19 protein-coding genes and 1 pseudogene are annotated in these 23102 nt (G+C 65.8%); 14 read left to right on the top strand and 6 right to left on the bottom strand.

Annotated features, from left to right (window positions below):
* Window positions 1-5: 5 nt before the first annotated feature.
* The 9 genes from murD to lpxC all read left to right on the top strand — a co-directional run bounded on the left by murD (window position 6) and on the right by lpxC (window position 10415).
* On the top strand, window positions 6-1352 hold the full coding sequence (gene murD / locus OEJ36_RS04320; protein WP_263400517.1) for a UDP-N-acetylmuramoyl-L-alanine--D-glutamate ligase: 1347 nt from the start codon (window positions 6-8) through the stop codon (window positions 1350-1352).
* A complete protein-coding gene (gene ftsW, locus OEJ36_RS04315) occupies window positions 1352-2560 on the top strand; it encodes a putative lipid II flippase FtsW (RefSeq protein WP_021218774.1) in 1209 nt (402 codons plus the stop codon). Before murD ends, ftsW begins: the two co-directional genes overlap by 1 nt.
* Window positions 2557-3627 (top strand): undecaprenyldiphospho-muramoylpentapeptide beta-N-acetylglucosaminyltransferase, encoded by a 1071-nt coding sequence (murG, locus tag OEJ36_RS04310; protein ID WP_184488710.1) that lies wholly within the window; start codon window positions 2557-2559, stop codon window positions 3625-3627. The genes ftsW and murG overlap by 4 nt, the downstream gene beginning before the upstream one ends.
* Entirely contained in the window at window positions 3620-5077 is a 1458-nt protein-coding gene (murC, locus tag OEJ36_RS04305; protein ID WP_263400516.1) for a UDP-N-acetylmuramate--L-alanine ligase, read from the top strand. Before murG ends, murC begins: the two co-directional genes overlap by 8 nt.
* Complete coding sequence (locus tag OEJ36_RS04300; RefSeq protein ID WP_263400515.1) at window positions 5074-6021, top strand: D-alanine--D-alanine ligase; 948 nt, start codon at window positions 5074-5076, stop codon at window positions 6019-6021. The genes murC and OEJ36_RS04300 overlap by 4 nt, the downstream gene beginning before the upstream one ends.
* A gap of 4 nt (window positions 6022-6025) precedes the next feature.
* Window positions 6026-6889, top strand: coding sequence for a cell division protein FtsQ/DivIB (locus OEJ36_RS04295; protein WP_021218770.1), 864 nt, complete (start codon window positions 6026-6028; stop codon window positions 6887-6889).
* A gap of 16 nt (window positions 6890-6905) precedes the next feature.
* Window positions 6906-8156 (top strand): cell division protein FtsA, encoded by a 1251-nt coding sequence (gene ftsA / locus OEJ36_RS04290; RefSeq protein ID WP_021218769.1) that lies wholly within the window; start codon window positions 6906-6908, stop codon window positions 8154-8156.
* Window positions 8157-8203: 47 nt separating this feature from the next.
* The gene (gene ftsZ, locus OEJ36_RS04285) at window positions 8204-9391 is read left to right on the top strand and encodes a cell division protein FtsZ (RefSeq protein ID WP_021218768.1); all 1188 of its coding nucleotides are present in this window, start codon (window positions 8204-8206) and stop codon (window positions 9389-9391) included.
* Between the two features lie 112 nt (window positions 9392-9503).
* The gene (gene lpxC, locus OEJ36_RS04280) at window positions 9504-10415 is read left to right on the top strand and encodes a UDP-3-O-acyl-N-acetylglucosamine deacetylase (RefSeq protein ID WP_021218767.1); all 912 of its coding nucleotides are present in this window, start codon (window positions 9504-9506) and stop codon (window positions 10413-10415) included.
* Window positions 10416-10513: 98 nt separating this feature from the next.
* On the opposite strand, the gene OEJ36_RS04275 is transcribed toward lpxC, so the two are convergent.
* On the bottom strand, window positions 10514-10975 hold the full coding sequence (locus OEJ36_RS04275) for a DciA family protein (RefSeq protein WP_263400514.1): 462 nt from the start codon (window positions 10973-10975) through the stop codon (window positions 10514-10516).
* Between the two features lie 79 nt (window positions 10976-11054).
* Between OEJ36_RS04275 and OEJ36_RS04270 the strand changes: the two genes are divergently transcribed.
* The 5 genes from OEJ36_RS04270 to OEJ36_RS04250 all read left to right on the top strand — a co-directional run bounded on the left by OEJ36_RS04270 (window position 11055) and on the right by OEJ36_RS04250 (window position 17922).
* Complete coding sequence (locus OEJ36_RS04270) at window positions 11055-11981, top strand: M23 family metallopeptidase (RefSeq protein ID WP_263400513.1); 927 nt, start codon at window positions 11055-11057, stop codon at window positions 11979-11981.
* A 117-nt stretch (window positions 11982-12098) separates the two neighbouring features.
* On the top strand, window positions 12099-14834 hold the full coding sequence (gene secA, locus OEJ36_RS04265; protein ID WP_263400512.1) for a preprotein translocase subunit SecA: 2736 nt from the start codon (window positions 12099-12101) through the stop codon (window positions 14832-14834).
* Between the two features lie 126 nt (window positions 14835-14960).
* Window positions 14961-16178 (top strand): bifunctional glutamate N-acetyltransferase/amino-acid acetyltransferase ArgJ, encoded by a 1218-nt coding sequence (argJ, locus tag OEJ36_RS04260; protein ID WP_263400511.1) that lies wholly within the window; start codon window positions 14961-14963, stop codon window positions 16176-16178.
* 161 nt (window positions 16179-16339) lie between these two features.
* Window positions 16340-16981 (top strand): glutathione S-transferase family protein, encoded by a 642-nt coding sequence (locus tag OEJ36_RS04255; RefSeq protein WP_263400510.1) that lies wholly within the window; start codon window positions 16340-16342, stop codon window positions 16979-16981.
* A complete protein-coding gene (locus OEJ36_RS04250; RefSeq protein WP_263400509.1) occupies window positions 16978-17922 on the top strand; it encodes a Nudix family hydrolase in 945 nt (314 codons plus the stop codon). The genes OEJ36_RS04255 and OEJ36_RS04250 overlap by 4 nt, the downstream gene beginning before the upstream one ends.
* Before the next feature lie 30 nt (window positions 17923-17952).
* Here OEJ36_RS04250 and OEJ36_RS04245 read toward each other — a convergent pair whose 3' ends face one another.
* From OEJ36_RS04245 to OEJ36_RS04225, 5 genes and pseudogenes are all read right to left on the bottom strand, one after another.
* Window positions 17953-18417 carry an REP-associated tyrosine transposase gene (locus OEJ36_RS04245; protein WP_263400508.1) on the bottom strand — a complete coding sequence of 155 codons (465 nt, stop codon included), beginning with the start codon at window positions 18415-18417 and terminating at the stop codon, window positions 17953-17955.
* A gap of 88 nt (window positions 18418-18505) precedes the next feature.
* Window positions 18506-19081, bottom strand: a complete 576-nt coding sequence (locus OEJ36_RS04240) for a cob(I)yrinic acid a,c-diamide adenosyltransferase (RefSeq protein WP_263400507.1) — start codon at window positions 19079-19081, stop codon at window positions 18506-18508.
* 1 nt (window position 19082) lies between these two features.
* Window positions 19083-21095, bottom strand: coding sequence for an ATP-binding protein (locus tag OEJ36_RS04235; RefSeq protein WP_263400506.1), 2013 nt, complete (start codon window positions 21093-21095; stop codon window positions 19083-19085).
* Between the two features lie 45 nt (window positions 21096-21140).
* The gene (locus OEJ36_RS04230; RefSeq protein WP_263400505.1) at window positions 21141-22052 is read right to left on the bottom strand and encodes a putative 2-dehydropantoate 2-reductase; all 912 of its coding nucleotides are present in this window, start codon (window positions 22050-22052) and stop codon (window positions 21141-21143) included.
* A pseudogene (locus tag OEJ36_RS04225) lies at window positions 22049-23020 on the bottom strand (response regulator); the annotation flags it as partial. The gene OEJ36_RS04230 and the pseudogene OEJ36_RS04225, both read right to left, overlap by 4 nt.
* Window positions 23021-23102: the final 82 nt, after the last annotated feature.

The raw sequence follows: 23102 nt of genomic DNA, 5'->3' as shown, positions 1-23102 counted from the left end.
AGACCATGAGCCTGATCGCTTCCGACCAGTTCCGCATCGTTGTCGGCCTCGGCAAGAGCGGCATGTCCCTGGTGCGCTTCCTGGCGCGCCAGGGCGTGCGTTTCGCCGTGGCCGACACGCGCGAGAATCCGCCCGAGCTGGCCACCCTGCGTGCCCAGTACCCGGGCGTGGAAGTGCGTTGCGGCGAACTGGACGTGGACTTCCTCAGCCGTGCCAGCGAGCTTTACGTGAGCCCCGGCCTGGCCCTGGCCACCCCGGCGCTGCAGGAAGCGGCCAAGCGCGGCGTCAAGCTGTCTGGCGATATCGAGCTGTTCGCCCGCTACGCCAAGGCGCCGATCGTCGCCATCAGCGGTTCCAATGCCAAGAGCACCGTCACCACCCTGGTGGGCGAGATGGCGCTGGCGGCCGGGCGCAAGGTCGCCGTTGGCGGCAACCTGGGCACCCCGGCGCTGGACCTGCTGGCCGACGACATCGACCTCTATGTCATGGAGCTGTCTAGCTTCCAGCTGGAAACCACCGACCGGCTCAATGCCGAGGTGGCCACGGTGCTCAATGTCAGCGAAGACCATATGGACCGCTACGCCGACATGCAGACCTATCACCTGGCCAAGCACCGCATCTTCCGCGGCGCCCGGCAGGTGGTGGTCAATCGTGGTGACGCGTTGTCCCGTCCGCTGGTGGCCGACCAACTGCCGTGCTGGACCTTCGGCCTGAACAAACCCGACTTCAAGGGCTTTGGCCTGGTCGAGGAGGGTGGCGAGAAGTACCTGGCCTTCCAGTTCGACAAGCTGCTGCCCGTGCGCGAGCTGAAGATCCGTGGCGCCCATAACCAGGCCAATGCCCTGGCGGCCCTGGCCCTCGGCCATGCCGTGGGGCTGCCCATGGAGCCGATGCTGGAAACCCTGAAGACTTTCACCGGCCTGGCCCATCGCTGCCAGTGGGTACGCGAGCGCAACGGCGTGGCTTACTACGATGACTCCAAGGCCACCAACGTCGGCGCCGCCTTGGCGGCGATCGAAGGGCTGGGCGCCGATATCGATGGCAAGCTGGTGCTGATCGCCGGCGGCGATGGCAAGGGCGCCGACTTCTCCAGCATGCGCGAGCCCGTTGCACGCTTCTGCCGTGCCGTGGTGCTGCTGGGGCGTGATGCCGAGCAGATCGCCTCTGTCCTGGGTGATGCATTGCCGCTGGTACGGGTGCGCACCCTGGATGAGGCCGTGAGCCGTTGCGCCGAACTCGCCCAGGAAGGAGACGCCGTGCTGCTGTCGCCCGCCTGTGCCAGCCTAGACATGTTCAAGAACTTCGAAGAACGCGGGCGCCTGTTCGCCCAGGCTGCGGAGGGTCTTGCCTGATGCTGGCCCGCCTGTTCGCCCTGCAGTCGCCACTGCGCAGTCGCCGTGGCATCGACCTGGACTTCCCGCTGCTCGCGGGTTGCCTGGCACTGCTCGGCCTGGGCCTGGTGATGATCACCTCGGCGTCGTCCGAGGTGGCGGCCGCGCTGTCCGGCAACCCGCTCTACCACTCCATTCGCCATCTGATCTACCTGGCCATCGGCGGGGTCGCCTGCATCATCACCCTGCAGGTGCCCATGAGCTTCTGGCAGCGCCATGGCGCGCGCCTGATGCTGCTCGCCTTCGTGCTGCTGATCCTGGTGCTGCTGCCGGGCATCGGTCGCGAGGTCAACGGTGCCAAGCGCTGGATCGGCTTCGGCCTGTTCAACCTGCAGCCGTCCGAGCTGGCCAAGCTGTTCACCGTGATGTTCATCGCCGGCTACCTGGTGCGTCGCCAGGATGAAGTGCGCGAGAAGCTCACCGGTTTCATCAAGCCCATGCTGGTGCTCGGCCCCATCGCCGTGCTGCTGCTGGCGGAGCCGGACTTCGGCGCCACCGTGGTGCTGGTGGGCTCCTGCATCGCCATGCTGTTCCTCGGCGGCATCAACCTGGTGCGCTTCGTACCGCTGGTCGGTGCGGTACTGGGGGCCGGGATACTGGTGATGACCAGCCAGAGCTACCGGATGCAGCGTCTGACCAACTTCATCGACCCCTGGGCCGATCAGTACGGCGCCGGCTACCAGTTGAGCCAGGCGCTGATCGCCTTCGGCCGTGGCGAATGGTTCGGCGTCGGCCTGGGCAACAGCATCCAGAAGCAGTTCTACCTGCCCGAGGCGCACACCGACTTCGTCTTCGCCGTGCTGGCGGAGGAGCTGGGCATGGTCGGCGCACTGGCGACGGTCGGCCTGTTCGTGTTCGTCAGCGTGCGCGCGCTGCACATCGGCCTGTGCGCCGAGCGCGCGCGCCAGTATTTCTCGGCCTATGTGGCCTATGGCCTGGCCTTCCAGTGGATCGGCCAGGTGCTGATCAACATCGGCGTGAACGTCGGCCTGCTGCCGACCAAGGGCCTGACCCTGCCGTTCCTCAGCTACGGCGGCAGCTCCCTGGTGATCTGCTGCGTCTGCCTCGCGCTGCTGCTGCGGATCGAATGGGAGAGCCGAACCCATCTGGGCAATGAAGACATCGAGTTCGTCGAGAGCGACTTCCTCGAAGAAGAGGTGCGCCCATGAGTGGCAACGTATTGATCATGGCGGGCGGCACCGGTGGGCATGTGTTCCCCGCCCTGGCCTGCGCCCGTGAGTTCCAGTCCCGTGGCTACAGCGTGCACTGGCTGGGCACCCCGCGCGGCATCGAGAACGACCTGGTGCCCCAGGCCGGCCTGCCGCTGCACCTGATCCAGGTCACCGGCCTGCGTGGCAAGGGTGTGAAATCCCTGCTCAAGGCTCCGTTCGCCCTGGTGCGCTCGCTGTTCCAGGCGCGCCGTGTGGTGAGCGAGCTGAAGCCCGTCTGCGTACTGGGCATGGGCGGCTACGTGACCGGCCCCGGCGGCCTGGCCGCGCGCCTGGCCGGCGTACCGCTGGTGATCCACGAGCAGAACGCCGTCGCCGGCACCGCCAACCGCAGCCTGGCGCCCTTCGCCAGCCGCGTGTGCGAAGCCTTCCCCGACACCTTCGGCACCAGCGACAAGCGCCGCACCACCGGCAACCCGGTGCGCGAAGAGCTGTTCCTGGAAACCCCGCGCGATGCCCTGGCCGGCCGTACGCCGCGCCTGCTGGTGCTGGGCGGCAGCCTGGGCGCCGAGCCGTTGAACAAATTGCTGCCGGCAGCCGTTGCCTTGCTGCCCGCCGAGCTGCGCCCGCAGGTGTTCCACCAGGCCGGCAAGAATCACGATGGAGTCACCGCGGAGCGTTATCGCGAAGCCGGTGTCGAAGCGGAGGTCGCACCCTTCATCAAGGATATGGCGCGGGCCTATGCCTGGGCCGATCTGGTCATCTGCCGCTCCGGCGCGCTGACCGTCAGCGAGCTCGCCGCCGCCGGGTTGCCGTCCTTCCTGGTGCCGCTGCCCCATGCGATCGACGATCACCAGTCGCGCAATGCCGATTACCTGGCGAAGGAGGGCGCGGCCTTCCTTCTCCCGCAACATGCCACCGACGCGACCACACTCGCCGCGCGGTTGACCGAGGTACTGATGCAACCCGAACGACTCAAGGCCATGGGCGCTATCGCCCGCAGTCTGGCCAAGCCCGATGCCACCCGCAGCGTGGTCGATATCTGCCTGGAGGTGGCCCATGGTTGAGAACCAGAAAGCCATGCCGCAACCGGAAATGCGCCGTATCCGCCGCATCCACTTCGTCGGCATCGGCGGCGTGGGCATGTGCGGCATCGCCGAGGTGTTGCTGAACCTCGGTTACAGCGTCTCCGGCTCCGACCTCAAGGCCTCGGCCGTGACCGCGCGCCTCGAGAGCTTCGGCGCGCAGATCTTCATCGGCCACCGCGCCGAGAATGCCGAGAATGCCGATGTGCTGGTGGTTTCCAGTGCGGTGAACAAGGCCAACCCGGAAGTCGCCGTCGCCCTGGAGCGCCGCATTCCCGTGGTACCGCGCGCCGAGATGCTGGCCGAGCTGATGCGCTACCGCCACGGCATCGCCGTTGCCGGTACCCACGGCAAGACCACCACCACCAGCCTGATCGCCTCGGTATTCGCCGCCGGCGGCCTGGACCCGACCTTCGTCATCGGCGGCCGCCTGAACGCCGCCGGCACCAACGCGCAGCTGGGTACCAGCCGCTACCTGGTGGCCGAAGCCGACGAAAGCGATGCCAGCTTCCTGCACCTGCAGCCGATGGTCGCCGTGGTCACCAACATCGATGCCGACCACATGAGCACCTATGGCGGCGACTTCAACAAGCTGAAGAAGACCTTCGTCGAGTTCCTCCACAACCTGCCGTTCTATGGCCTGGCCGTGCTCTGCGTGGATGACCCGGTGGTGCGCGAGATCCTCCCACAGGTTGCGCGCCCGACCGTGACCTATGGCTTCGCCGAGGACGCCGACCTGCGCGCCATCAACGTGCGCCAGCAGGGCATGCAGACCTTCTTCACCGTGTTGCGCAAGGAAAAGGCTCCGCTGGACGTCTCGGTGAACATGCCGGGCAACCACAACGTACTGAATGCACTGGCCACCATCGCCATCGCCACCGATGAGGGCATCGACGACGAGGCTATCGTCCGTGGCCTGTCGGGCTTCCAGGGTGTGGGCCGCCGCTTCCAGGTCTACGGCGAGCTGCAGGTCGAAGGCGGCAGCGTGATGCTGGTCGACGACTACGGCCACCACCCGCGCGAAGTCGCAGCGGTGATCAAGGCCGTACGGGGTGGCTGGCCGGAGCGCCGCCTGGTGATGGTCTACCAGCCGCACCGCTACAGCCGCACCCGTGATCTGTACGACGACTTCGTGCAGGTGCTGGGCGAATCCAATGTTCTGCTGCTGATGGAGGTCTACCCGGCTGGCGAAGAGCCCATCCCCGGTGCGGACAGCCGCCAGCTGTGCCACAGCATCCGTCAGCGCGGCCAGCTGGACCCGATCTACATCGAGCGCGGCGTCGACCTGGCGCCGCTGGTCAAACCGCTGCTGCGCGCTGGCGACATCCTGCTTTGCCAGGGCGCCGGCGACATCGGTGGCCTGGCCCCGCAACTGATCCAGAACCCGATGTTCGGTGGCGCCGGTGATGCCGCCGCGAGGAAAGAGTCATGAGTGCGAACCTGAAGTCCACGCTCGATCCCAAGGCGTTCGGTCGCGTCGCCGTGCTCTACGGCGGCCGCAGTGCCGAGCGTGAAGTGTCGCTGAAGTCCGGCAGCATGGTTCTGGAAGCGCTCCAGGGCGCGGGCGTCGACGCCTTCGGTATCGACGTTGGCGATGACCTGCTGCAGCGCCTGGCCGCCGAGAAGATCGACCGCGCCTTCATCGTCCTCCACGGTCGTGGCGGCGAAGACGGCAGCATGCAGGGCCTGCTGGAGTGCCTGGGCATCCCCTACACCGGCAGCGGTGTACTGGCCTCCGCCCTGGCGATGGACAAGCTGCGTACCAAGCAGGTGTGGCAGAGCCTCGGCCTGTCCACGCCGCGTCATGCGGTGCTGGCCAGCGAAGCGGATTGCCGCGCGGCGGCCGAGTCCCTGGGCTTCCCGCTGATCGTCAAGCCGGCCCACGAAGGGTCGAGCATCGGCATGGCCAAGGTGGAGGATGTCGAAGCGCTGGTGGAGGCCTGGAAAGGCGCCAGCCGTTACGACTCCCAGGTGCTGGTGGAGCAGTGGATCCACGGCCCGGAGTACACCATCGCGATGCTGCGCGGGCAGGTGCTGCCGCCCATTCGCCTGGGTACGCCGCACACCTTCTACGACTACGACGCCAAGTACCTGGCCAGCGATACCCAGTACCAGATTCCCTGTGGGCTGGATGTGACCAAGGAACAGGAGCTCAAGGACCTGACCGCGCGCGCTTGCGAGGCGGTGGGCACCCAGGGCTGGGCGCGTGCCGACGTGATGCAGGACGCCGACGGCCGCTTCTGGCTGTTGGAAGTGAACACCGTTCCAGGCATGACCGACCACAGCCTGGTCCCGATGGCCGCTCGCGCTGCGGGCCTGGATTACCAGCAACTGGTGCTGGCGATCCTGGCCGACAGCGTCGAGGCACGAGGTTAAGCACATGCGTGGCGCCGCGATCCGTCATCCGCAACCCGCCATCGGCCGCGCTCCCCAGCGCAAGCCGGTGCCGCGTGGTGCCAGCCGGATGGTGGCCAAGGAGCCGCTCAGCACCCGCCTGCCCAAGCCGAACTTCAGCGTGTTCAAACGTCTGGTCTGGCCGGTTGTGCTGGTGGTGCTGGGGTTCGGTGCCTATGAAGCGGCGCAGCGGTTGCTGCCCTATGCGGATCGCCCCATCGCCAAGATCAACGTGCAGGGCGACCTGAGCTACATCAGCCAGCAGGCGGTGCAGCAGCGCATCGCCCCGTACATCGCGGCGAGCTTCTTCAGCATCGACCTGGCCGGCATGCGCAGCGAGCTGGAGCAGATGCCTTGGATCGCCCACGCCGAGGTGCGCCGGGTGTGGCCGGACCAGGTGATGATCCGCCTGGAAGAACAACTGCCGATCGCCCGCTGGGGTGACGAGGCACTGCTGAACAACCAGGGCCAGGCCTTCACCCCGCGTGAACTGGCCCATTACGAACAACTGCCGCAGCTGTGGGGGCCACAGCGCGCCCAGGAACAGGTGATGCAGCAGTACCAGATGCTCAGCCAGATGTTGCGCCCGCTCGGGTTCTCCATCACCCGACTGGAGCTGCGCGAGCGCGGCAGCTGGTTCCTGTCCACCGGACAGGGCGTGGAGATCCTCCTGGGTAGGGATCATCTGGTGGAAAAGATGCGTCGCTTCATCTCGATCTACGAGAAGACGCTCAAAGAACAGATCGCCAACATCGAGCGCGTCGACCTGCGTTACCCCAACGGCTTGGCGGTAGCGTGGCGAACCCCGGTAGAGGCACCCGCGGCGGCCGTAGCCAGCCGTGCGAATTGAGGAGAAGGTTAGAACCATGGCAAGCGTGCAGAGCGGCAAGATGATCGTCGGCCTGGATATCGGCACCTCCAAGGTGGTGGCGCTGGTGGGCGAGATCGCGGCCGACGGCCAGCTGGAGATCGTCGGGATCGGCACCCATCCCTCCCGCGGCCTGAAGAAGGGCGTGGTGGTGAACATCGAGTCCACCGTGCAGTCCATCCAGCGCGCGGTGGAAGAGGCGCAGATGATGGCGGGCTGCCGCATCCACTCGGCCTTCGTCGGCGTGGCCGGCAATCACATCCGCAGCCTGAACTCCCATGGCATCGTGGCGATCCGTGATCGCGAGGTGAGCCCGGCGGACATCGAGCGCGTGCTCGACGCCGCTCAGGCCGTCGCCATCCCGGCTGACCAGCGGGTGCTGCACACCCTGGCCCAGGACTACGTGATCGATAACCAGGAAGGGGTGCGCGAACCCCTGGGCATGTCCGGCGTGCGCCTGGAAGCCAAGGTCCACGTGGTGACCTGCGCGGTGAACGCGGCGCAGAACATCGAGAAGTGCGTGCGCCGCTGCGGCCTGGAGGTGGACGACATCATCCTCGAGCAGCTGGCCTCGGCCTACTCGGTGCTCACCGACGACGAGAAGGAACTGGGCGTGTGCCTGGTGGACATCGGCGGCGGCACCACCGACATCGCCATCTTCACCGAGGGCGCGATCCGTCATACCGCGGTGATCCCGATCGCCGGCGACCAGGTGACCAACGACATCGCCATGGCCCTGCGTACGCCCACCCAGTACGCCGAAGAGATCAAGATCCGCTACGCCTGTGCCCTGGCCAAACTGGCCGGTGCCGGCGAAACCATCAAGGTGCCGAGCGTCGGTGACCGTCCGCCGCGGGAACTCTCGCGCCAGGCACTGGCCGAAGTGGTCGAGCCACGTTACGACGAGCTCTTCACCCTGATCCAGGCCGAGCTGCGTCGCAGCGGCTACGAGGACCTGATCCCGGCGGGCATCGTCCTGACCGGCGGCACCGCGAAGATGGAGGGCGCGGTCGAGCTCGCCGAAGAGATTTTCCACATGCCGGTGCGCCTGGGCGTGCCGCATAGCGTCAAGGGGCTAAGCGATGTGGTGCGCAACCCGATCTACTCGACCGGCGTTGGCCTGCTCATGTACGGCCTGCAGAAGCAGTCCGACGGCATTTCGATGTCCGGCGGCCTGGGCAGCTTCAGTGACGAACCCAAGACACCTGTTCTGGAACGGCTCAAACGCTGGGTCCAGGGCAACTTCTAAAGAGTTTTGCAGTAGGCGATACAACTAGAAAAGGAAGGAGAGGGGAAATGTTCGAACTCGTAGATAACGTCCCGCAAACCGCGGTGATCAAGGTAATCGGCGTAGGTGGTGGCGGCGGTAACGCGGTCAATCACATGGCCAAGAGCAACATCGAAGGCGTCGAGTTCATCTGCGCCAACACCGATGCCCAGGCTCTGAAGAACGTCGGTGCGCGCACCGTCCTGCAACTCGGCCCAGGCGTTACCAAGGGGCTGGGCGCAGGTGCCAATCCGGAAATCGGCCGCCAGGCCGCCCTGGAAGACCGCGAGCGCATCGCCGAAGTGCTGCAAGGCACCGACATGGTCTTCATCACCACTGGCATGGGTGGCGGTACCGGTACCGGTGCGGCGCCGATCATCGCTGAAGTGGCCAAGGACATGGGCATCCTCACCGTTGCGGTGGTGACCCGTCCGTTCCCGTTCGAAGGCCGCAAGCGCATGCAGATCGCCGATGAGGGCATCCGCGCGCTGTCGGAAAGCGTCGACTCGCTGATCACCATCCCCAACGAGAAGCTGCTGACCATCCTCGGCAAGGACGCGAGCCTGCTGTCCGCGTTCTCCAAGGCGGATGACGTGCTGGCCGGTGCCGTTCGCGGTATCTCCGACATCATCAAGCGTCCCGGCATGATCAACGTCGACTTCGCCGACGTGAAGACCGTGATGAGCGAAATGGGCATGGCGATGATGGGTACCGGCTGCGCCAGCGGTCCGAATCGCGCCCGTGAAGCCACCGAGGAAGCCATCCGCAACCCGTTGCTGGATGACGTCAACCTGCAGGGCGCCCGCGGCATCCTGGTCAACATCACTGCCGGTCCCGACCTGTCCCTGGGTGAGTACTCCGATGTCGGCAACATCATCGAGCAGTTCGCTTCCGAACACGCCACCGTCAAGGTGGGCACCGTGATCGATCCGGACATGCGCGACGAGCTGCACGTCACCGTGGTCGCCACCGGTCTGGGCGCGCGCCTGGAAAAACCGGTCAAGGTCGTCGACAACACCGTTCAGTCCACCGCCGCCGTGGCCGCCCCGGCACAGCAGCGCGCTGAGCAACCTTCGGTCAACTACCGTGACCTGGACCGTCCGACCGTCATGCGCAATCAGGCTCATGGCAGCGCCGCAACCGCCGCCAAGATGAACCCCCAGGATGACCTGGATTACCTGGACATTCCGGCCTTCCTGCGTCGTCAGGCCGATTGATGAAGTTTATCGACGCTATGTCTGTGATTGGTGTTCAGCAAAGGCCGGTTCTGCTATCATCCCCGGCCATTGTTGAAAACTGTTCGCAACTAGCGCGAAAGCGGCCACTGCCATGATCAAACAACGCACTTTAAAGAACGTCATCCGAGCCACAGGCGTAGGGCTGCATTCCGGGGAAAAGGTCTACCTGACCCTCAAGCCCGCCCCTGTGGATACCGGCATCGTGTTCTGCCGTACCGACCTGGACCCCGTCGTCCAGATCGCCGCCTATGCCGAAAACGTCGGTGAGACCACCATGTCCACCAACCTTTTCAATGGCGACGTCAAGGTCGGCACGGTCGAACACCTGCTCTCGGCCATGGCTGGCCTGGGCATCGACAACGCCTATGTCGAGCTGTCCGCAGCCGAAGTACCGATCATGGATGGCAGCGCCGGTCCGTTCGTATTCCTCATCCAGTCCGCTGGCCTCGAGGAACAGGACGCAGCCAAGCGCTTCATTCGCATCAAACGTGAAGTGAGCGTGCAGGATGGCGACAAGCGCGCCACCTTCGTACCGTTCGATGGTTTCAAGGTCACTTTCGAGATCGACTTCGACCACCCGGTTGTCAACGGTCGCACTCAGAAAGCGTCTGTCGATTTCTCCAGCACCACCTTCGTCAAGGAAGTCAGCCGCGCCCGTACCTTCGGTTTCGTGCGTGACCTGGAATTCCTTCGCTCGCACAATCTGGCCCTGGGCGGCAGTGTCGAGAACGCCATCGTGGTTGACGAGGACAGCGTATTGAACGAAGACGGCCTCCGTTACGAGGACGAATTCGTCAAGCACAAGATCCTCGACGCCATCGGCGACCTCTACCTGCTCGGCAACAGCCTCATCGGCGAGTTCCGTGGCTACAAGTCCGGTCATGCACTCAACAATCGCCTGCTGCGTGCACTGATCGCCGACAAGGATGCCTGGGAAGTGGTCACCTTCGAAGACGCCAAGACCGCACCCATCTCCTACATGCGCCCGGTAGCGGCCGTGTAAGCAATACCTCTTTCCTTTCTTTGGAGGCCACCCATTGGGTGGCCTCTTTTTTTGTGCTGGAAAAAGGGGAGGGCAGAGCGGCGGATTGTCGCGGAGGATCAGGCGTCGCGGTTTTTGCGGCCGCGTTCGGCAAGGCGCTCCAGGGCGGCGCGCAGCTTCGGGTCTTCGATGCCTTCGGCGGTCGCCTGGATGCTTTCTGCGGCGAAGGCCGACAGTTCGATGGTGCGGCCTGGCGCACGTGCCGAGCCTTGGGGAGGTTGCACCTTGAAGATGATTTTCGTTAAGGTCGCGAACTCTCCGAGTGCCTGGAGCTGCCGCTGCAGTCGACGTTGCTGGTAACGCAAGCGCGTAGCCCAATGGCCGTCGCTGATGATCAGCATCAGGCAGCCCTCTCGCCACGAGGCGACACGGCAATGCTCGCGCGCTGCAGGTTGCAGTTGGCTTTCCAGCAGATGCTGTAGATGGTCGATGCGCTGGGCCTGGTTGAACAGGGCCTTGAGCGGTTTTTCCTCGCGCAGCAGTGCGGCGGGGGACCGGGCCGGCAAGGGACGAAAAGACATGGCAGGACGCCTGAAGAATACAGAGTGGCCATGGTAGCAGAAGGCTGCACCGGGTAATGCTCGAACAATTGGTGAAGTCATGCACATCATTCTTCTGAGCCGCAGGCATGGGGCAGCGCGTTCGCTGAGCCTCGACCTGCGCGTTCTCCTGGCGCTCGGCGGCTTGCTGCTGGCGCTGGTTCTCGCATCGGGGATCGCCCTGGGCGCCTGGATCAAACCGGCCGCGCACAGCGCCGAAGACAGCCAGCAGATGACCCTCGCGCTCGACGAACAGCGCAGCCAAATGAGCCAGGCGCGAGCCGATGCCCAGCGCCAGCTGGACGCTTTCGGCGCGCACATCGCTGATCTCCAGGCGCGCCTCACCCGGCTCGATGCGCTGGGCGAGCGTGTCGCCGAACTGGCCGAGCTGGACTCCAGCGAGTTCGACTTCTCCCTCAACGTCGGCCAGGGTGGCCCCGAAGACCCGCTCGACGCGCCTGCCTACCAGGCCCCGCCCTTCATGGATGTGCTGGACAGCCTGACCGAGCGCCTCGAAAGCCGCGAGCAGCAGCTGGAAGTCCTCGAGCAACTGCTGGGCGAGCGGCGCATCAGTGCGGCCGAGCACCTGGCCGGGCGCCCTGTATTGCAGGGCTACATCTCCTCGCCCTTCGGCGTGCGCACCGATCCCCTCACGGGGCGTTTGAGCCGGCACAAGGGCGTGGACTTCGCCGCCAAGGCGGGCAGCGATGTATTGGCCGTCGGGGCGGGTGTCGTCACCTGGTCCGGGCGCAAGACCGGCTACGGCAACATGGTCGAGATCAGCCATGCCGATGGCTATCGCACCCTTTATGCACACAACAAGAAGAACCTGGTGCAGGTCGGTGATCTGGTGCAGCGTGGCCAGGCCATCGCCGAGGTCGGCAGCAGTGGCCGATCCACCGGTGCCCACGTGCATTTCGAGGTCACCCGGGGCGGTGAGGTGGTCAACCCGGCCCTCTATATAGCTCGTTCCGCAGCAGCGGAATAACGCTACTTTTCTCTACAACGAATCCGGGTAGAATGCCCCCTTCGCAAGCAGCCATGAAGGCTGCGTGGGCGACTCCGGGGCCGCCCCCCATCCATATATGTGGAAGATCCTGTCGATATGTTTGCGCCTTTGTTGAAGAAACTCTTTGGAAGCAAGAACGAGCGCGAAGTGAAGCGCATGGCCAAGGCTGTCCAGGCGGTCAACGCCTTGGAAGAGCAAATGGTCGCGCTCTCCGATGAGCAGCTCAGGGCCAAGACCGAAGAGTTCAAGGCGCGGGTGGCCAAAGGCGAAACCCTCGACCAGATCCTGCCGGAAGCCTTTGCCGTGGCCCGCGAGGCCGGCAAGCGCGTGATGGGCATGCGTCACTTCGACGTGCAGCTGATCGGCGGCATGACCCTCCACGAAGGCAAGATCGCCGAGATGCGTACCGGTGAGGGCAAGACCCTCGTGGGTACCCTGCCGGTCTACCTAAACGCGCTGTCCGGCAAGGGCGTGCACGTGGTCACGGTGAACGACTACCTGGCCCGCCGCGACGCCAACTGGATGCGTCCGCTGTACGAATTCCTCGGCCTCAGCCTTGGCATCGTCACCCCCTTCCAGCCGCCGGAAGAGAAGCGCGCCGCCTACGCCGCCGACATCACCTACGGCACCAACAACGAATTCGGCTTCGACTACCTGCGCGACAACATGGCCTTCAGCCTGGAAGACAAATTCCAGCGTGAGCTGAACTTCGCCGTGATCGACGAAGTGGACTCCATCCTCATCGACGAAGCGCGTACCCCGCTGATCATCTCCGGCCAGGCCGAAGACAGCTCCAAGCTGTACATGCAGATCAACGCGCTGATCCCGCGGCTCAAGAAGCACGTCGAGCCGGAAGAGGGCAACGTCGTCCAGGAAGGCCACTACTCGGTCGACGAGAAGACCCGCCAGGTCGAGCTCAACGAACAGGGCCACCAGTTCATCGAAGACATGCTCACCCAGGCTGGCCTGCTGGCCGAAGGCGAGAGCCTGTACTCCGCGCACAACCTGGGCCTGCTGACCCACGTCTACGCCGGCCTGCGCGCGCACACCCTGTTCCACCGCAACGTCGAATACATCGTGCAGAACGACCAGGTCCTGCTGATCGACGAGCACACCGGCCGTACCATGCCCGGCCGCCGCCTCTCCGAAGGCCTGCACCAGGCCATCGAAGCGAAGGAAGGCCTGAACATCCAGGCCGAGAGCCAGACCCTGGCCTCCACCACCTTCCAGAACTACTTCCGCCTCTACTCCAAGCTGTCCGGCATGACCGGTACCGCCGACACCGAAGCTTTCGAATTCCATTCGATCTACGGCCTCGAAGTGATGGTGATCCCGACTCACCGCCCGATCGCCCGGAAGGACTTCAACGACCTGGTTTACCTGACCCAGGAAGAGAAGTACGCCGCCATCATCACCGACATCAAGGACTGCCAGGCCAATGGCCGTCCGGTGCTGGTGGGTACCGCCTCGATCGAAAGCTCCGAGTACGTCTCGCAGCTGCTGGTCAAGGGTGGCATTGAGCACAAGGTACTGAACGCCAAGTACCACGAGAAGGAAGCCGAGATCATCGCCCAGGCCGGTCGTCCTGGCGCCGTGACCATCGCCACCAACATGGCCGGCCGTGGTACCGACATCCTCCTCGGCGGCAACTGGGAGGTCGAAGTCGCCGCCCTGGAGAACGCCACCGAAGAGCAGGTCGCGCAGATCAAGGCCGACTGGCAGAAGCGTCACCAGCAGGTGATCGAGGCCGGCGGCCTGCATGTGGTCGCGTCCGAGCGCCACGAATCCCGCCGTATCGACAACCAGCTGCGCGGCCGTGCCGGTCGCCAGGGTGACCCGGGCTCCAGCCGCTTCTACCTGTCGCTGGAAGACAGCCTGATGCGCATCTTCGCCTCCGACCGGGTGAAGAACTTCATGAAGGCCCTGGGCATGCAGTCCGGCGAAGCCATCGAGCATCGCATGGTCACCAACGCCATCGAGAAGGCCCAGCGCAAGGTCGAAGGCCGCAACTTCGACATCCGCAAACAGCTCCTCGAATTCGACGACGTGGCCAACGAACAGCGCAAGGTGATCTACCACATGCGCAACAGCCTGCTCGCCGCCGACGACATCGGCGAGACCATCGCCGAGTTCCGCGAAGACGTGCTGGGCCGCACCATCGACAGCCACATCCCGCCGCAGTCCCTGCCCGAGCAGTGGGACATCACCGGCCTGGAAATGGCGCTCTACAGCGACTTCGGCATCAAGCTGCCGATTCAGCAGTGGCTGGACGAAGACGACAAGCTGTTCGAAGACACCCTGCGCGAGAAGATCCTCGAGCAACTGACCATCGCCTACAACGAGAAGGAAGAGCTCGCCGGCGCCGAAGCCCTGCGCTCCTTCGAGAAGCAGATGCTGCTGCGCGTGCTGGACGACCTGTGGAAGGACCACCTGTCCACCATGGATCACCTGCGCCACGGCATCCACCTGCGCGGCTACGCACAGAAGAACCCCAAGCAGGAATACAAGCGCGAATCCTTCACCCTGTTCCAGGAGCTGCTGGATTCCATCCGTCGCGACACCATCCGTGTGCTGTCCCATGTCCAGGTCCGTCGTGAAGACCCGGCCGAGGAAGAGGCCCGCCTGCGCCGCGAGGCCGAGGAACTGGCCAAGCGCATGCAGTTCCAGCACGCCGAAGCCCCGGGTCTCGAAGAGCCCCAGGAGCTGGGCGAAGAGGGCGACGTAGCCGTTGCCGCTGCGCCGGTTCGCACCGAGCCCAAGGTCGGCCGCAACGAACCCTGCCCCTGCGGATCCGGCAAGAAATACAAGCACTGCCACGGCCAGATCAGCTGAGGCTAAGCTGTAGTTCCCCACGCCGCGACCGGCTCAGCCGCTCGCGGCGTTTTCAACTCGACATCCCCAGAACGGCGGCGCTCCGGCACCGTCGCTTCACCTGACGACACGACAAGGAGCGCTTCCATGGCTGTTGGTCTCGGCCCCCTGCCCACCCTGCACCCGGTTCCCGGTTTCGAACTCGGCATCGCCTCTGCCGGCATCAAGCGCCCAGGCCGCAAGGACGTAGTGGTCATGCGCTGCGCCGAAGGCTCCACCGTAGCCGGCGTGTTCACCCTCAACGCCTTCTGCGCCGCCCCGGTGATCCTCTCCAAGAAGCGCGTCCTCGGTCCCGTGCGCTACTTCCTGACCAACACCGGCAACGCCAACGCCGGCACCGGCGAGCCGGGCCTGGCTGCCGCCGAACGCACCTGCGCGCGTCTGGCCGAGCTGGCGGGCGTCGATGCCACCGAGGTGCTGCCGTTCTCCACCGGTGTGATCGGCGAGCCGCTGCCGGTCGAGAAAATCGAAGCCGCCCTGGGCGATGCCCTGGCCGACCTCGCCGAAGGCAACTGGGCTGCTGCCGCCACCGGCATCATGACCACCGACACCCTGCCCAAGGGTGCCAGTCGCCAGTTCGTGCACGACGGCGTCACCGTCACCGTCACCGGCATCAGCAAGGGCGCCGGCATGATCAAGCCCAACATGGCCACCATGCTCGGCTACATCGCCACCGACGCAAAGGTCGCCCAGGGCGTGCTGCAGGACCTGCTGCGCGATGCTGCCAACAAGTCCTTCAACCGCATCACCATCGATGGCGATACCTCCACCAACGACTGCTGCATGCTGGTCGCCACCGGCCAGGCCGCACTGCCGGAAGTGACCCAAGCCAGCGGCGAGCTGTTCGCCGCGCTCAAGCAGGCCGTGCTGGAAGTCTCCATGGAAGTGGCCCAGGCCATCGTCCGTGACGGTGAAGGCGCCACCAAGTTCGTCACCGTGCAGGTGAACGGCGGCGGCACCTACCAGGAGTGCCTGGACGTCGCCTATGCCGTGGCCCACTCGCCGCTGATCAAGACCGCGCTGTTCGCCTCCGACCCGAACTGGGGGCGCATCCTCGCCGCCGTTGGCCGGGCCGGCGTACCGCAGCTGGACGTGAGCAAGATCGACGTGTTCCTCGGTGATGTCTGCATCGCCAGCAAGGGCGGCCGCGCGGCCACCTACACCGAGGACCAGGGCGCCGCCGTGATGGCCCGCGAAGAGATCGGCATCCGTATCGAGCTGGGTCGTGGTGGTTGCAGCGAAACCATCTGGACCACCGACCTGTCCCACGAGTACGTCAAGATCAACGCGGAATACCGCACCTGAGCCCGACGCAGCCGCAGGTTCGCCTGCGGCTGCGCTGATGCTCGTCCCTGGCATTCCCGGCGTTCATGGCCCCATGAGCAATGGGAATTTGCCATCCCCGCATGCGCCTTTTAAGGTCCATCGACCCGCCTGGACAAACCATCGGGCTCAAGGAGAAACGCATGGCACTCACCCTGGTTATCGGCAACAAGAACTACTCCTCCTGGTCGTTGCGCGGCTGGCTGGCCATGGAGCTGACCGGCGCCCCCTACGAGGAACTGCGCATCCCGCTCTACGCCGCCGATAGCCATAAACGCCTGCTGGCGCGTTCGCCCACCGCCAAGGTGCCGGTGCTGGAAACCGAAGCCGACGGCGTCATCTGGGATTCCCTGGCCATCGCCGAATACCTCGCCGAGCGTTTCCCCGAAGCCCATCTCTGGCCCTTCGGCCAGGCGGCCCGTGCCCATGCCCGCTCCATCTGCGCCGAGATGCACAGCGGCTTCGTCGCCCTGCGCAGCCACATGCCCATGGACCTGAAGCGCAACCAGGCGCTCGATGGCATCCCGGAAGAGGCCGCCGAGGACATCCGCCGCGTCTGCGCCATCTGGTCCGACTGCCGCCGCCGCTTCGGCCAGGACGGCCCCTACCTGTTCGGCCATGCCAGCATCGCCGATGCCTTCTACGCGCCGGTGGCCAGCCGCCTGCGCAGCTACGCCGTGGAGCTTCCCGCCGAAGCCGCGGCCTATGTCGACACCATCTACCGGTGGCCCGCGTTCCAGCGTTGGTACCAGGCCGCCCTGCAGGAAACGGAGATCATCGAATGAAGCGAGTGCACGTGGCGGCTGCGGTCATCCGTGGCGCCGACGGCCGGGTGCTGATCGCACGCCGGCCGGACGACAAGCACCAGGGCGGCCTGTGGGAGTTCCCGGGCGGCAAGGTGGAGGAGGGCGAAGCCGTTCAGGTCGCCCTGTCGCGGGAGCTGGAGGAAGAGCTGGGCATTCGCGTCAGCTCGGCCCGGCCGCTGATCCAGGTGCACCACGACTACCCCGACAAGCAGGTGCTGCTGGATGTCTGGGAAGTCTCTGCCTTCACGGGCGAGCCCCATGGCGCCGAAGGCCAGCCCCTGGCCTGGGTCACCGAGCAGGAGCTGGCCGACTACGAATTCCCCGCCGCCAACCAACCGATCCTGGCCGCCGCACGCCTGCCCGATCGCTACCTGATCACGCCGGACGAACTGGAGCCCCAGGAGCTGCTGCAAGGCGTTCGCGCCGCGCTGGCCAATGGCACGCGCCTGATCCAGCTGCGCGCGCCGAACATGTTCGATGCCCAGTACCGCGACCTGGCGGTGGATATCCAGGGCCTCTGCGCCCGCCGCGCCCAGTTGATGCTCAAGGGTCCGCTGGAGTGGCTGGGGGACTTCCCCGCCGCAGGCTGGCACCTCACCGCCGACCAGTTGCGCCGCTATGCACCCCGCGGCCGTCCGTTCCCCAAGGAACGCTGGCTGGCGGCGTCCTGCCACAGCGCGGAAGAACTGGAGCTGGCCACCGAGATGGGCGTGGACTTCGTCACCCTGTCACCGCTGCAGGCCACCCAGACCCACCCCGACGCCCAGCCGCTGGGCTGGGACGCCGCCCAGGAGATGATCCGTCGATTCAACAAACCGGTATTCCTGCTCGGCGGCGTCGGCCCGGACGACCTCCAGCGCGCCTGGCAGACCGGCGCCCAGGGCGTGGCGGGGATCAGGGCTTTCTGGCCGCAAGGCTGAGCGAGAGCGATTCGCGAGCAGAGCTCGCTCCTACGGTGGGTCCAGCCAGACTGCATCCCATAGCGGGTAGTCGGCAATCCGGCTGACCAGGCCAGCCCGCAACGGGTTGGCCACCACGTAGCGGGCCAGATCGATCAGATCCTCTTCCGCGCGCAGGGCACGGTCGTGGTAGCCCTTCTGCCAGACCTGCCCTTGTGTTCCGAGGTGTTGATTGACTGCCTTGGCGCTACGGGATTTGAAACGTTGTGCCAAGCGGTGCAGGGAGCCGTGCTCCAACTGGACCAGCCAGTGCAGGTGATCCGGCATCAGCACCCAGCAAAGCGTTTGCGCCAGTCCGCTGGACTGGGTTTCGCGCAGTTGTTCGACCACTTTCCGGCCTGTATGAAAATCGTCGAACAGCCGCCGGCGCCCGTGGGTGACCGTGGTTAGCAGGTAGACTCGACCCGTCTCGGAAAAGCGCCCGCGACGCAGGGCCTCGCCTCGATAGCGTTGCACATCAGATTCCCTCTCATGTCTCGCAACTCACTCCATTCCCCAGACGCTCTATTTCGTAGGAGCGAACTCTGCTCGCGAAGCTTTCGCCTCATGCCTTTGCCGCAGCCTGCCACAACACCTCATCGATTCCTTGGCGCCGTGCGATCAACCGTGCGGCGACGAAGAGCAGGTCGGAGAGGCGGTTGAGGTAGGCCAGCAGTTCGCCGCGCAGGGCTTCCTCGGCGTTGAGCGTCTGGGCGCGGCGTTCGGCGCTGCGGGCGGCGGAGCGGCAGACGTGGGCCTGGGCCACCAGAGCCGAGCCGCCGGGGAGGATGAAGTTCTTCAGCGGCCCCAGCTCTTCGTTCCACAGGTCGATGGCCGCTTCCAGGCGCTGCACCTCGCCTTCCTCCAGCACCTGGTATTCAGGCATCGACAGTTCGCCGCCGAGGTCGAACAGGCGGTGCTGGCAGGGCGCGAGCACCTCGCTTACCTCGCCCAGCGCCGGGCAGGCGCCGTGCTGCTCGGTCAGTTGCGCCAGCAGCAGGCCGAGCTGGCTGTTGAGCGAGTCCACCTCGCCTATGGCCTCGATGCGCGGGTGGTCCTTGGGCACGCGGCGGTTGCCGGAAAGGCCGGTTTCACCCTTGTCGCCGGTGCGGGTGTAGATCTTCGAAAGGCGGTTGCCCATATCAGGTCCCCGTGGGGCTGGAGGCCAGCGGCAGGCGCAGGGTGAAGCAGGTGCCCTGGCCGGGCTTGGACTGCACCTCCATCTGGCCCTTGTGGTTGTTGGTGATGATGAAATAGGAAACCGACAGGCCCAGCCCGGTGCCCTGGCCCACTTCCTTGGTGGTGAAGAAGGGCTCGAAGATGCGCTTGCGCACGTTCTCGGGGATGCCGACGCCATTGTCCTCCACCTGGACTTCCGCCCAGGGCGGCGCCAGGCGGGTGCGCAGGGTGATGTGGCCTTCCAGGTCGTCCTCGCGCTGGTGGATGGCCTGGGCGGCGTTCTTCAGCAGGTTGAGCAGCACCTGTTCCAGTTCGTTGGCGGTGCCCGGCACCGGCCCCAGTTCGGGGTCGAAGAGGCGGGTGATGGTCATGCCCTTGAAGTCGAAACCCTCGGTCAGGTCGAAGTCGTTGCTGGCGATCTCCACGGCCTGGTCCAGCAGTACCGGCAGCAGGCAGGGTGCTAACTGGCGGTTGCTGCGGCGGCTGAAGGACAGCATGTGGGTGACGATCTTCGCCGCCCGCGAGCCGGCCTGGTAGATGCCGTCCAGCAGCTTGGGCACCTCGCGAGCCTCCAGGTAATGGTTCACCGAATCCAGGCAGATACCGTCGGCACGGGCCTGCTCCAGGTTCTTCTCCAGCTCCGGTGACAGGCGCCGGCGGATGTTCTGCACGTTGTGCAGGATGGCCCCCAGGGGGTTGTTGATCTCGTGGGCCATGCCGGCGGCCAGGCCGCCGACGCTGAGCATCTTCTCCGACTGCACCATCAGCTCTTCCATGGACAGGCGCTGGGTGATGTCGTCGATACGGATCACCACGCCACGGCCGGTGCCGCCCATCAGCGGGTAGAAGGTCAGGGCGTAGTGGCGAACCTCGTCACCCAGCAGCCAGCTGACCCGCTCGACCTTCTCCACCTTGTGGCGCTCGGCGGTGAGCTTGATCTGCGGCAGGAAGGGCTTGAGCGAGGGGAAGGCGAGGAACACCGGCTGGTTCAGGGCATCATCCAGCGTGGTGCCGGAAAGCGCGGTGGCTTCCTGGTTCCACTGGGTGACGTAGAGCTGTTCGTCCAGGGCGATGAGCGCCGAGGGCATCGAGTCGATGATGCTGTTGAGGTAGTTCTGGAAGCCGGTGAGCTTCTTCTCGATCTTGCTGCGCACCTGCACTTCCAGCTCCAGCTTGCGGTTGGAGTGGCGGGTCTCCTCGGCCATCGCCTGGGCCTGGTCGACGGCGGCCTGGGAGTCGTCACGGGCGCGCTTGAGTTGCTGCTCGCGGGCTTCGATGCGGCTGAGCATGGTGTTGAAGGCATCGGCCAGGCTGCCCAGTTCGTCGCGGTGCCCACGCTGGGCGCGCAGGGCGTAGTTCTCCTCGCGGGTGACCTGGCGCGACAGTTCTTCCAGGCGGCGGATCGGCCCGGTGACCATGCGCCGGATCTGCCGCGCCACCAGCAGCCAGAGCAGCACGCTGCTGGCGAGGATCGCCAGGCTGGCGGTAAGGGTGCCGGTGTAGAAGGCCCCGGGCAGCTCACTGGAAGCCACCAGCAGCAGGTGGCCGGGTGGGCCGTTGTCCTGGGGCAGTTCGACCACCTGGCTGGTGCGGAATTCGTGCAGGCGCCAGCGTTGCAGCTTCTCGGCGTGCTGCGGCAGCTTGAGGGTGCTGCCGCTGATCAGCTGCGCCAGCAGCTCGCCCTGGCCGTCGTAGAGAGCGGCGGCGCGCAGCGGGGCGTAGCTGTCCAGTTGGTCGAGCAGGTCGCGAGCGGCCTCGGGAGAGGACAGGGCCTCGCGGGAAAGCGGCGCGGTGGCGAAGAGCCGACCCAGGGTCTGCAGGGCCTGGGGCGCCATGCTCTCCTGGGAGATCCAATAGGCGGCGCTGATGAAGGCCAGGTTGGCGATCAGCAGTACGGTGGTCACCAGGACCAGCAGGGCGGCCAGCAGCTTTCGGCCGACGGACAGGTTTTCGAGGCGCTGGCGCAGGCTGTTCAAGGGGCGGAATCCAGGCGGTTGGGCTGTCGGCAGGGTAGCGCGGGGTCAGTCCAGCGGCAATCCGCGCTCGGCCAGGTGCCCCTGCAAGCGCCTGAGCAGGGCCTGCAGGTGGGGCAGTACCAGGCGATGGCGCTCGGCCGCGGCGCAGGCGTAGCCGAGCAGGTAGCCGATCTCGGTGCGGCGTTTGGCCGCCACGTCCTGGTACATGGAGGAGTAGTTGGCGGCAGTGGCCTGGATCACCCGGCCCACTTCGTCGTGAAGGCCTTCGGCGGCGGCCGGCTGGCCACACAGCTGCAGCAGCTCGGCCAGCTCGGCGCATAGTTGCTGCACTTGGGCCGGGTGCTCGACGAGGCCACCATTGCGGCAGTCGTTGAGCACGGTCAGCGGGTTGATCGCGCAATTGAGCGCGAGCTTGCGCCATAGCCGCGACAGGATGTCCGGCGTCCAGCCGTGGGGGATGCCGGCGCGCTCCAGTTCATCGAGCCAGGAGGGCGCTGCGGTGGCGTGCGGGTCGCCCAGCCAGGTGAAGCCGTGGCCGGCGAAGACCACGCGGAAGTCGCCATCGCGGAAGGCGCCCTCGGTGCTGGAGGCCAGGATGCAGCGGGCTTGAGGCGCACGGGCAGCGACGGCGTCCTGGCTGCCGAGGCCGTTCTGCAGCAGCACCAGCTCGGCGCCGGGCGCCAGGCGTGGCAGGAGCGCTGCGACCGCGGCTTCGGCGTCGTAGGCCTTGCAGGCCACCAGCAGGCGCTGGATGGGCGTCGGGGCATCGAGGGTTTCGGCGGGCAGTTCGAGGCGTTGTGCCTGGCCCTGTTCCACCAGGGTCAGGCCGCCAGCCTGGTGGTAGGCCGCCAGGCGTTGCGGGTCACGGAGCAACAGGCGCACCGGCACGCCGGCACGGGCCAGGCGCATGGCCCACAGGCTGCCGAGGCTGCCGATGCCGAGGACGTGCCAGGTCATGGCAGGGGCAGGCGTATCGCGCTCACGCGGCCGCTGGCGTAGGACTCGGGCAGCAGCTTGGCGGCCTGGTCGATCAGTATCTCGACATCCACCGGCAGGGCCTTGCCATCCATCCCCACCAGGCTGATGCCGGCTTTGAGGGTGATGAAGCCTTCGCTGGTCTTGAAGGCCTTGAGGTTGAGGCCTTCATGCAGGCGCTTGAAGCTGCTGGGGGAGCACTCGTGGAGGTCCTCGAGCAGGGTGATCAGGCCGAAGTGGTTGTCGTCCAGGCGGGTCAGTACGTCCAGCGGGCGCACCAGCTGCTGCAGGCGGCGGGCGACGCCGTGGAGCAGCTCGTTGTAGAACTCGCTGCCGTACTGCACGCGCAGCGCGGGGGCGTCATGCAGGCCGATCAGCAGGTAGCACAGGGCACCGCCGCGGGACTCGACCTGGCGCAGGCTGTCGGAAAGCTTCTGACGCAGGTAGCGCGGGTTGCCGAGGCCGGTCAGCGAGTCCACCAGGTTGCGTTGCTCCAGGCTGGCGATGTTCTGGGTCATCAGCCGGTTTTCGTGGAGCAGGCGCTGCAGGGTGTTGCACAGGCGGTCCGCCGCGTAGACGCGAGGCACCAGTTGTTCGTTCATGGCCGCCTTGCTGATGAAGTCGTCGACACCGCGGTCGAAGGCTTCGCCCAGCACGTTTTCACCTTCCTTGCCGGTGAGCAGGATGATGTAGGTGTAGTGGTCGATCATCTCGTCCAGCTGGCGCACCCGTGCGGTCAGTTCGAGGCCGTCGATCTCGGGCATCAGCCAGTCCGCCAGCAATACATTGGCGGGGCGCTCCTCGAGCAGGCGCAAGGCTTCCGTTGCGCTGCTGGCGAAGCGGACATCCTGATAACCGGCCTGGGTCAGGGCACGACCGATCATGGCGCTGGAGAACTTGGCGTCGTCCACCACCAGGATGCTGAGATGAGGGTTGGGCATGGCAGGCTCGCAAGGAAGTGGCGAAGGTTGGTGGTGGTGGCTTGGTGCTATCAGTGCCTATTTCAGCAGGTTTTGCGTCCGCCTGTTAGAG

It is taken from the genome of Pseudomonas sp. PDM13 (genome assembly GCF_025685765.1).
Taxonomy (GTDB): domain Bacteria; phylum Pseudomonadota; class Gammaproteobacteria; order Pseudomonadales; family Pseudomonadaceae; genus Metapseudomonas; species Metapseudomonas solani.
Note: the sequence above shows the minus strand (reverse complement) of the source record. Positions and strands in the feature narration are given on the sequence as shown.

Coding starts and splice junctions, on each gene's coding strand:
- murD (WP_263400517.1), top strand. CDS start 6: ATGAGCCTGATCGCTTCCGACCAGTTCCGCATCGTTGTCGGCCTCGGC.
- ftsW (WP_021218774.1), top strand. CDS start 1,352: ATGCTGGCCCGCCTGTTCGCCCTGCAGTCGCCACTGCGCAGTCGCCGT.
- murG (WP_184488710.1), top strand. CDS start 2,557: ATGAGTGGCAACGTATTGATCATGGCGGGCGGCACCGGTGGGCATGTG.
- murC (WP_263400516.1), top strand. CDS start 3,620: ATGGTTGAGAACCAGAAAGCCATGCCGCAACCGGAAATGCGCCGTATC.
- OEJ36_RS04300 (WP_263400515.1), top strand. CDS start 5,074: ATGAGTGCGAACCTGAAGTCCACGCTCGATCCCAAGGCGTTCGGTCGC.
- OEJ36_RS04295 (WP_021218770.1), top strand. CDS start 6,026: ATGCGTGGCGCCGCGATCCGTCATCCGCAACCCGCCATCGGCCGCGCT.
- ftsA (WP_021218769.1), top strand. CDS start 6,906: ATGGCAAGCGTGCAGAGCGGCAAGATGATCGTCGGCCTGGATATCGGC.
- ftsZ (WP_021218768.1), top strand. CDS start 8,204: ATGTTCGAACTCGTAGATAACGTCCCGCAAACCGCGGTGATCAAGGTA.
- lpxC (WP_021218767.1), top strand. CDS start 9,504: ATGATCAAACAACGCACTTTAAAGAACGTCATCCGAGCCACAGGCGTA.
- OEJ36_RS04275 (WP_263400514.1), bottom strand. CDS start 10,975: ATGTCTTTTCGTCCCTTGCCGGCCCGGTCCCCCGCCGCACTGCTGCGC.
- OEJ36_RS04270 (WP_263400513.1), top strand. CDS start 11,055: ATGCACATCATTCTTCTGAGCCGCAGGCATGGGGCAGCGCGTTCGCTG.
- secA (WP_263400512.1), top strand. CDS start 12,099: ATGTTTGCGCCTTTGTTGAAGAAACTCTTTGGAAGCAAGAACGAGCGC.
- argJ (WP_263400511.1), top strand. CDS start 14,961: ATGGCTGTTGGTCTCGGCCCCCTGCCCACCCTGCACCCGGTTCCCGGT.
- OEJ36_RS04255 (WP_263400510.1), top strand. CDS start 16,340: ATGGCACTCACCCTGGTTATCGGCAACAAGAACTACTCCTCCTGGTCG.
- OEJ36_RS04250 (WP_263400509.1), top strand. CDS start 16,978: ATGAAGCGAGTGCACGTGGCGGCTGCGGTCATCCGTGGCGCCGACGGC.
- OEJ36_RS04240 (WP_263400507.1), bottom strand. CDS start 19,081: ATGGGCAACCGCCTTTCGAAGATCTACACCCGCACCGGCGACAAGGGT.
- OEJ36_RS04230 (WP_263400505.1), bottom strand. CDS start 22,052: ATGACCTGGCACGTCCTCGGCATCGGCAGCCTCGGCAGCCTGTGGGCC.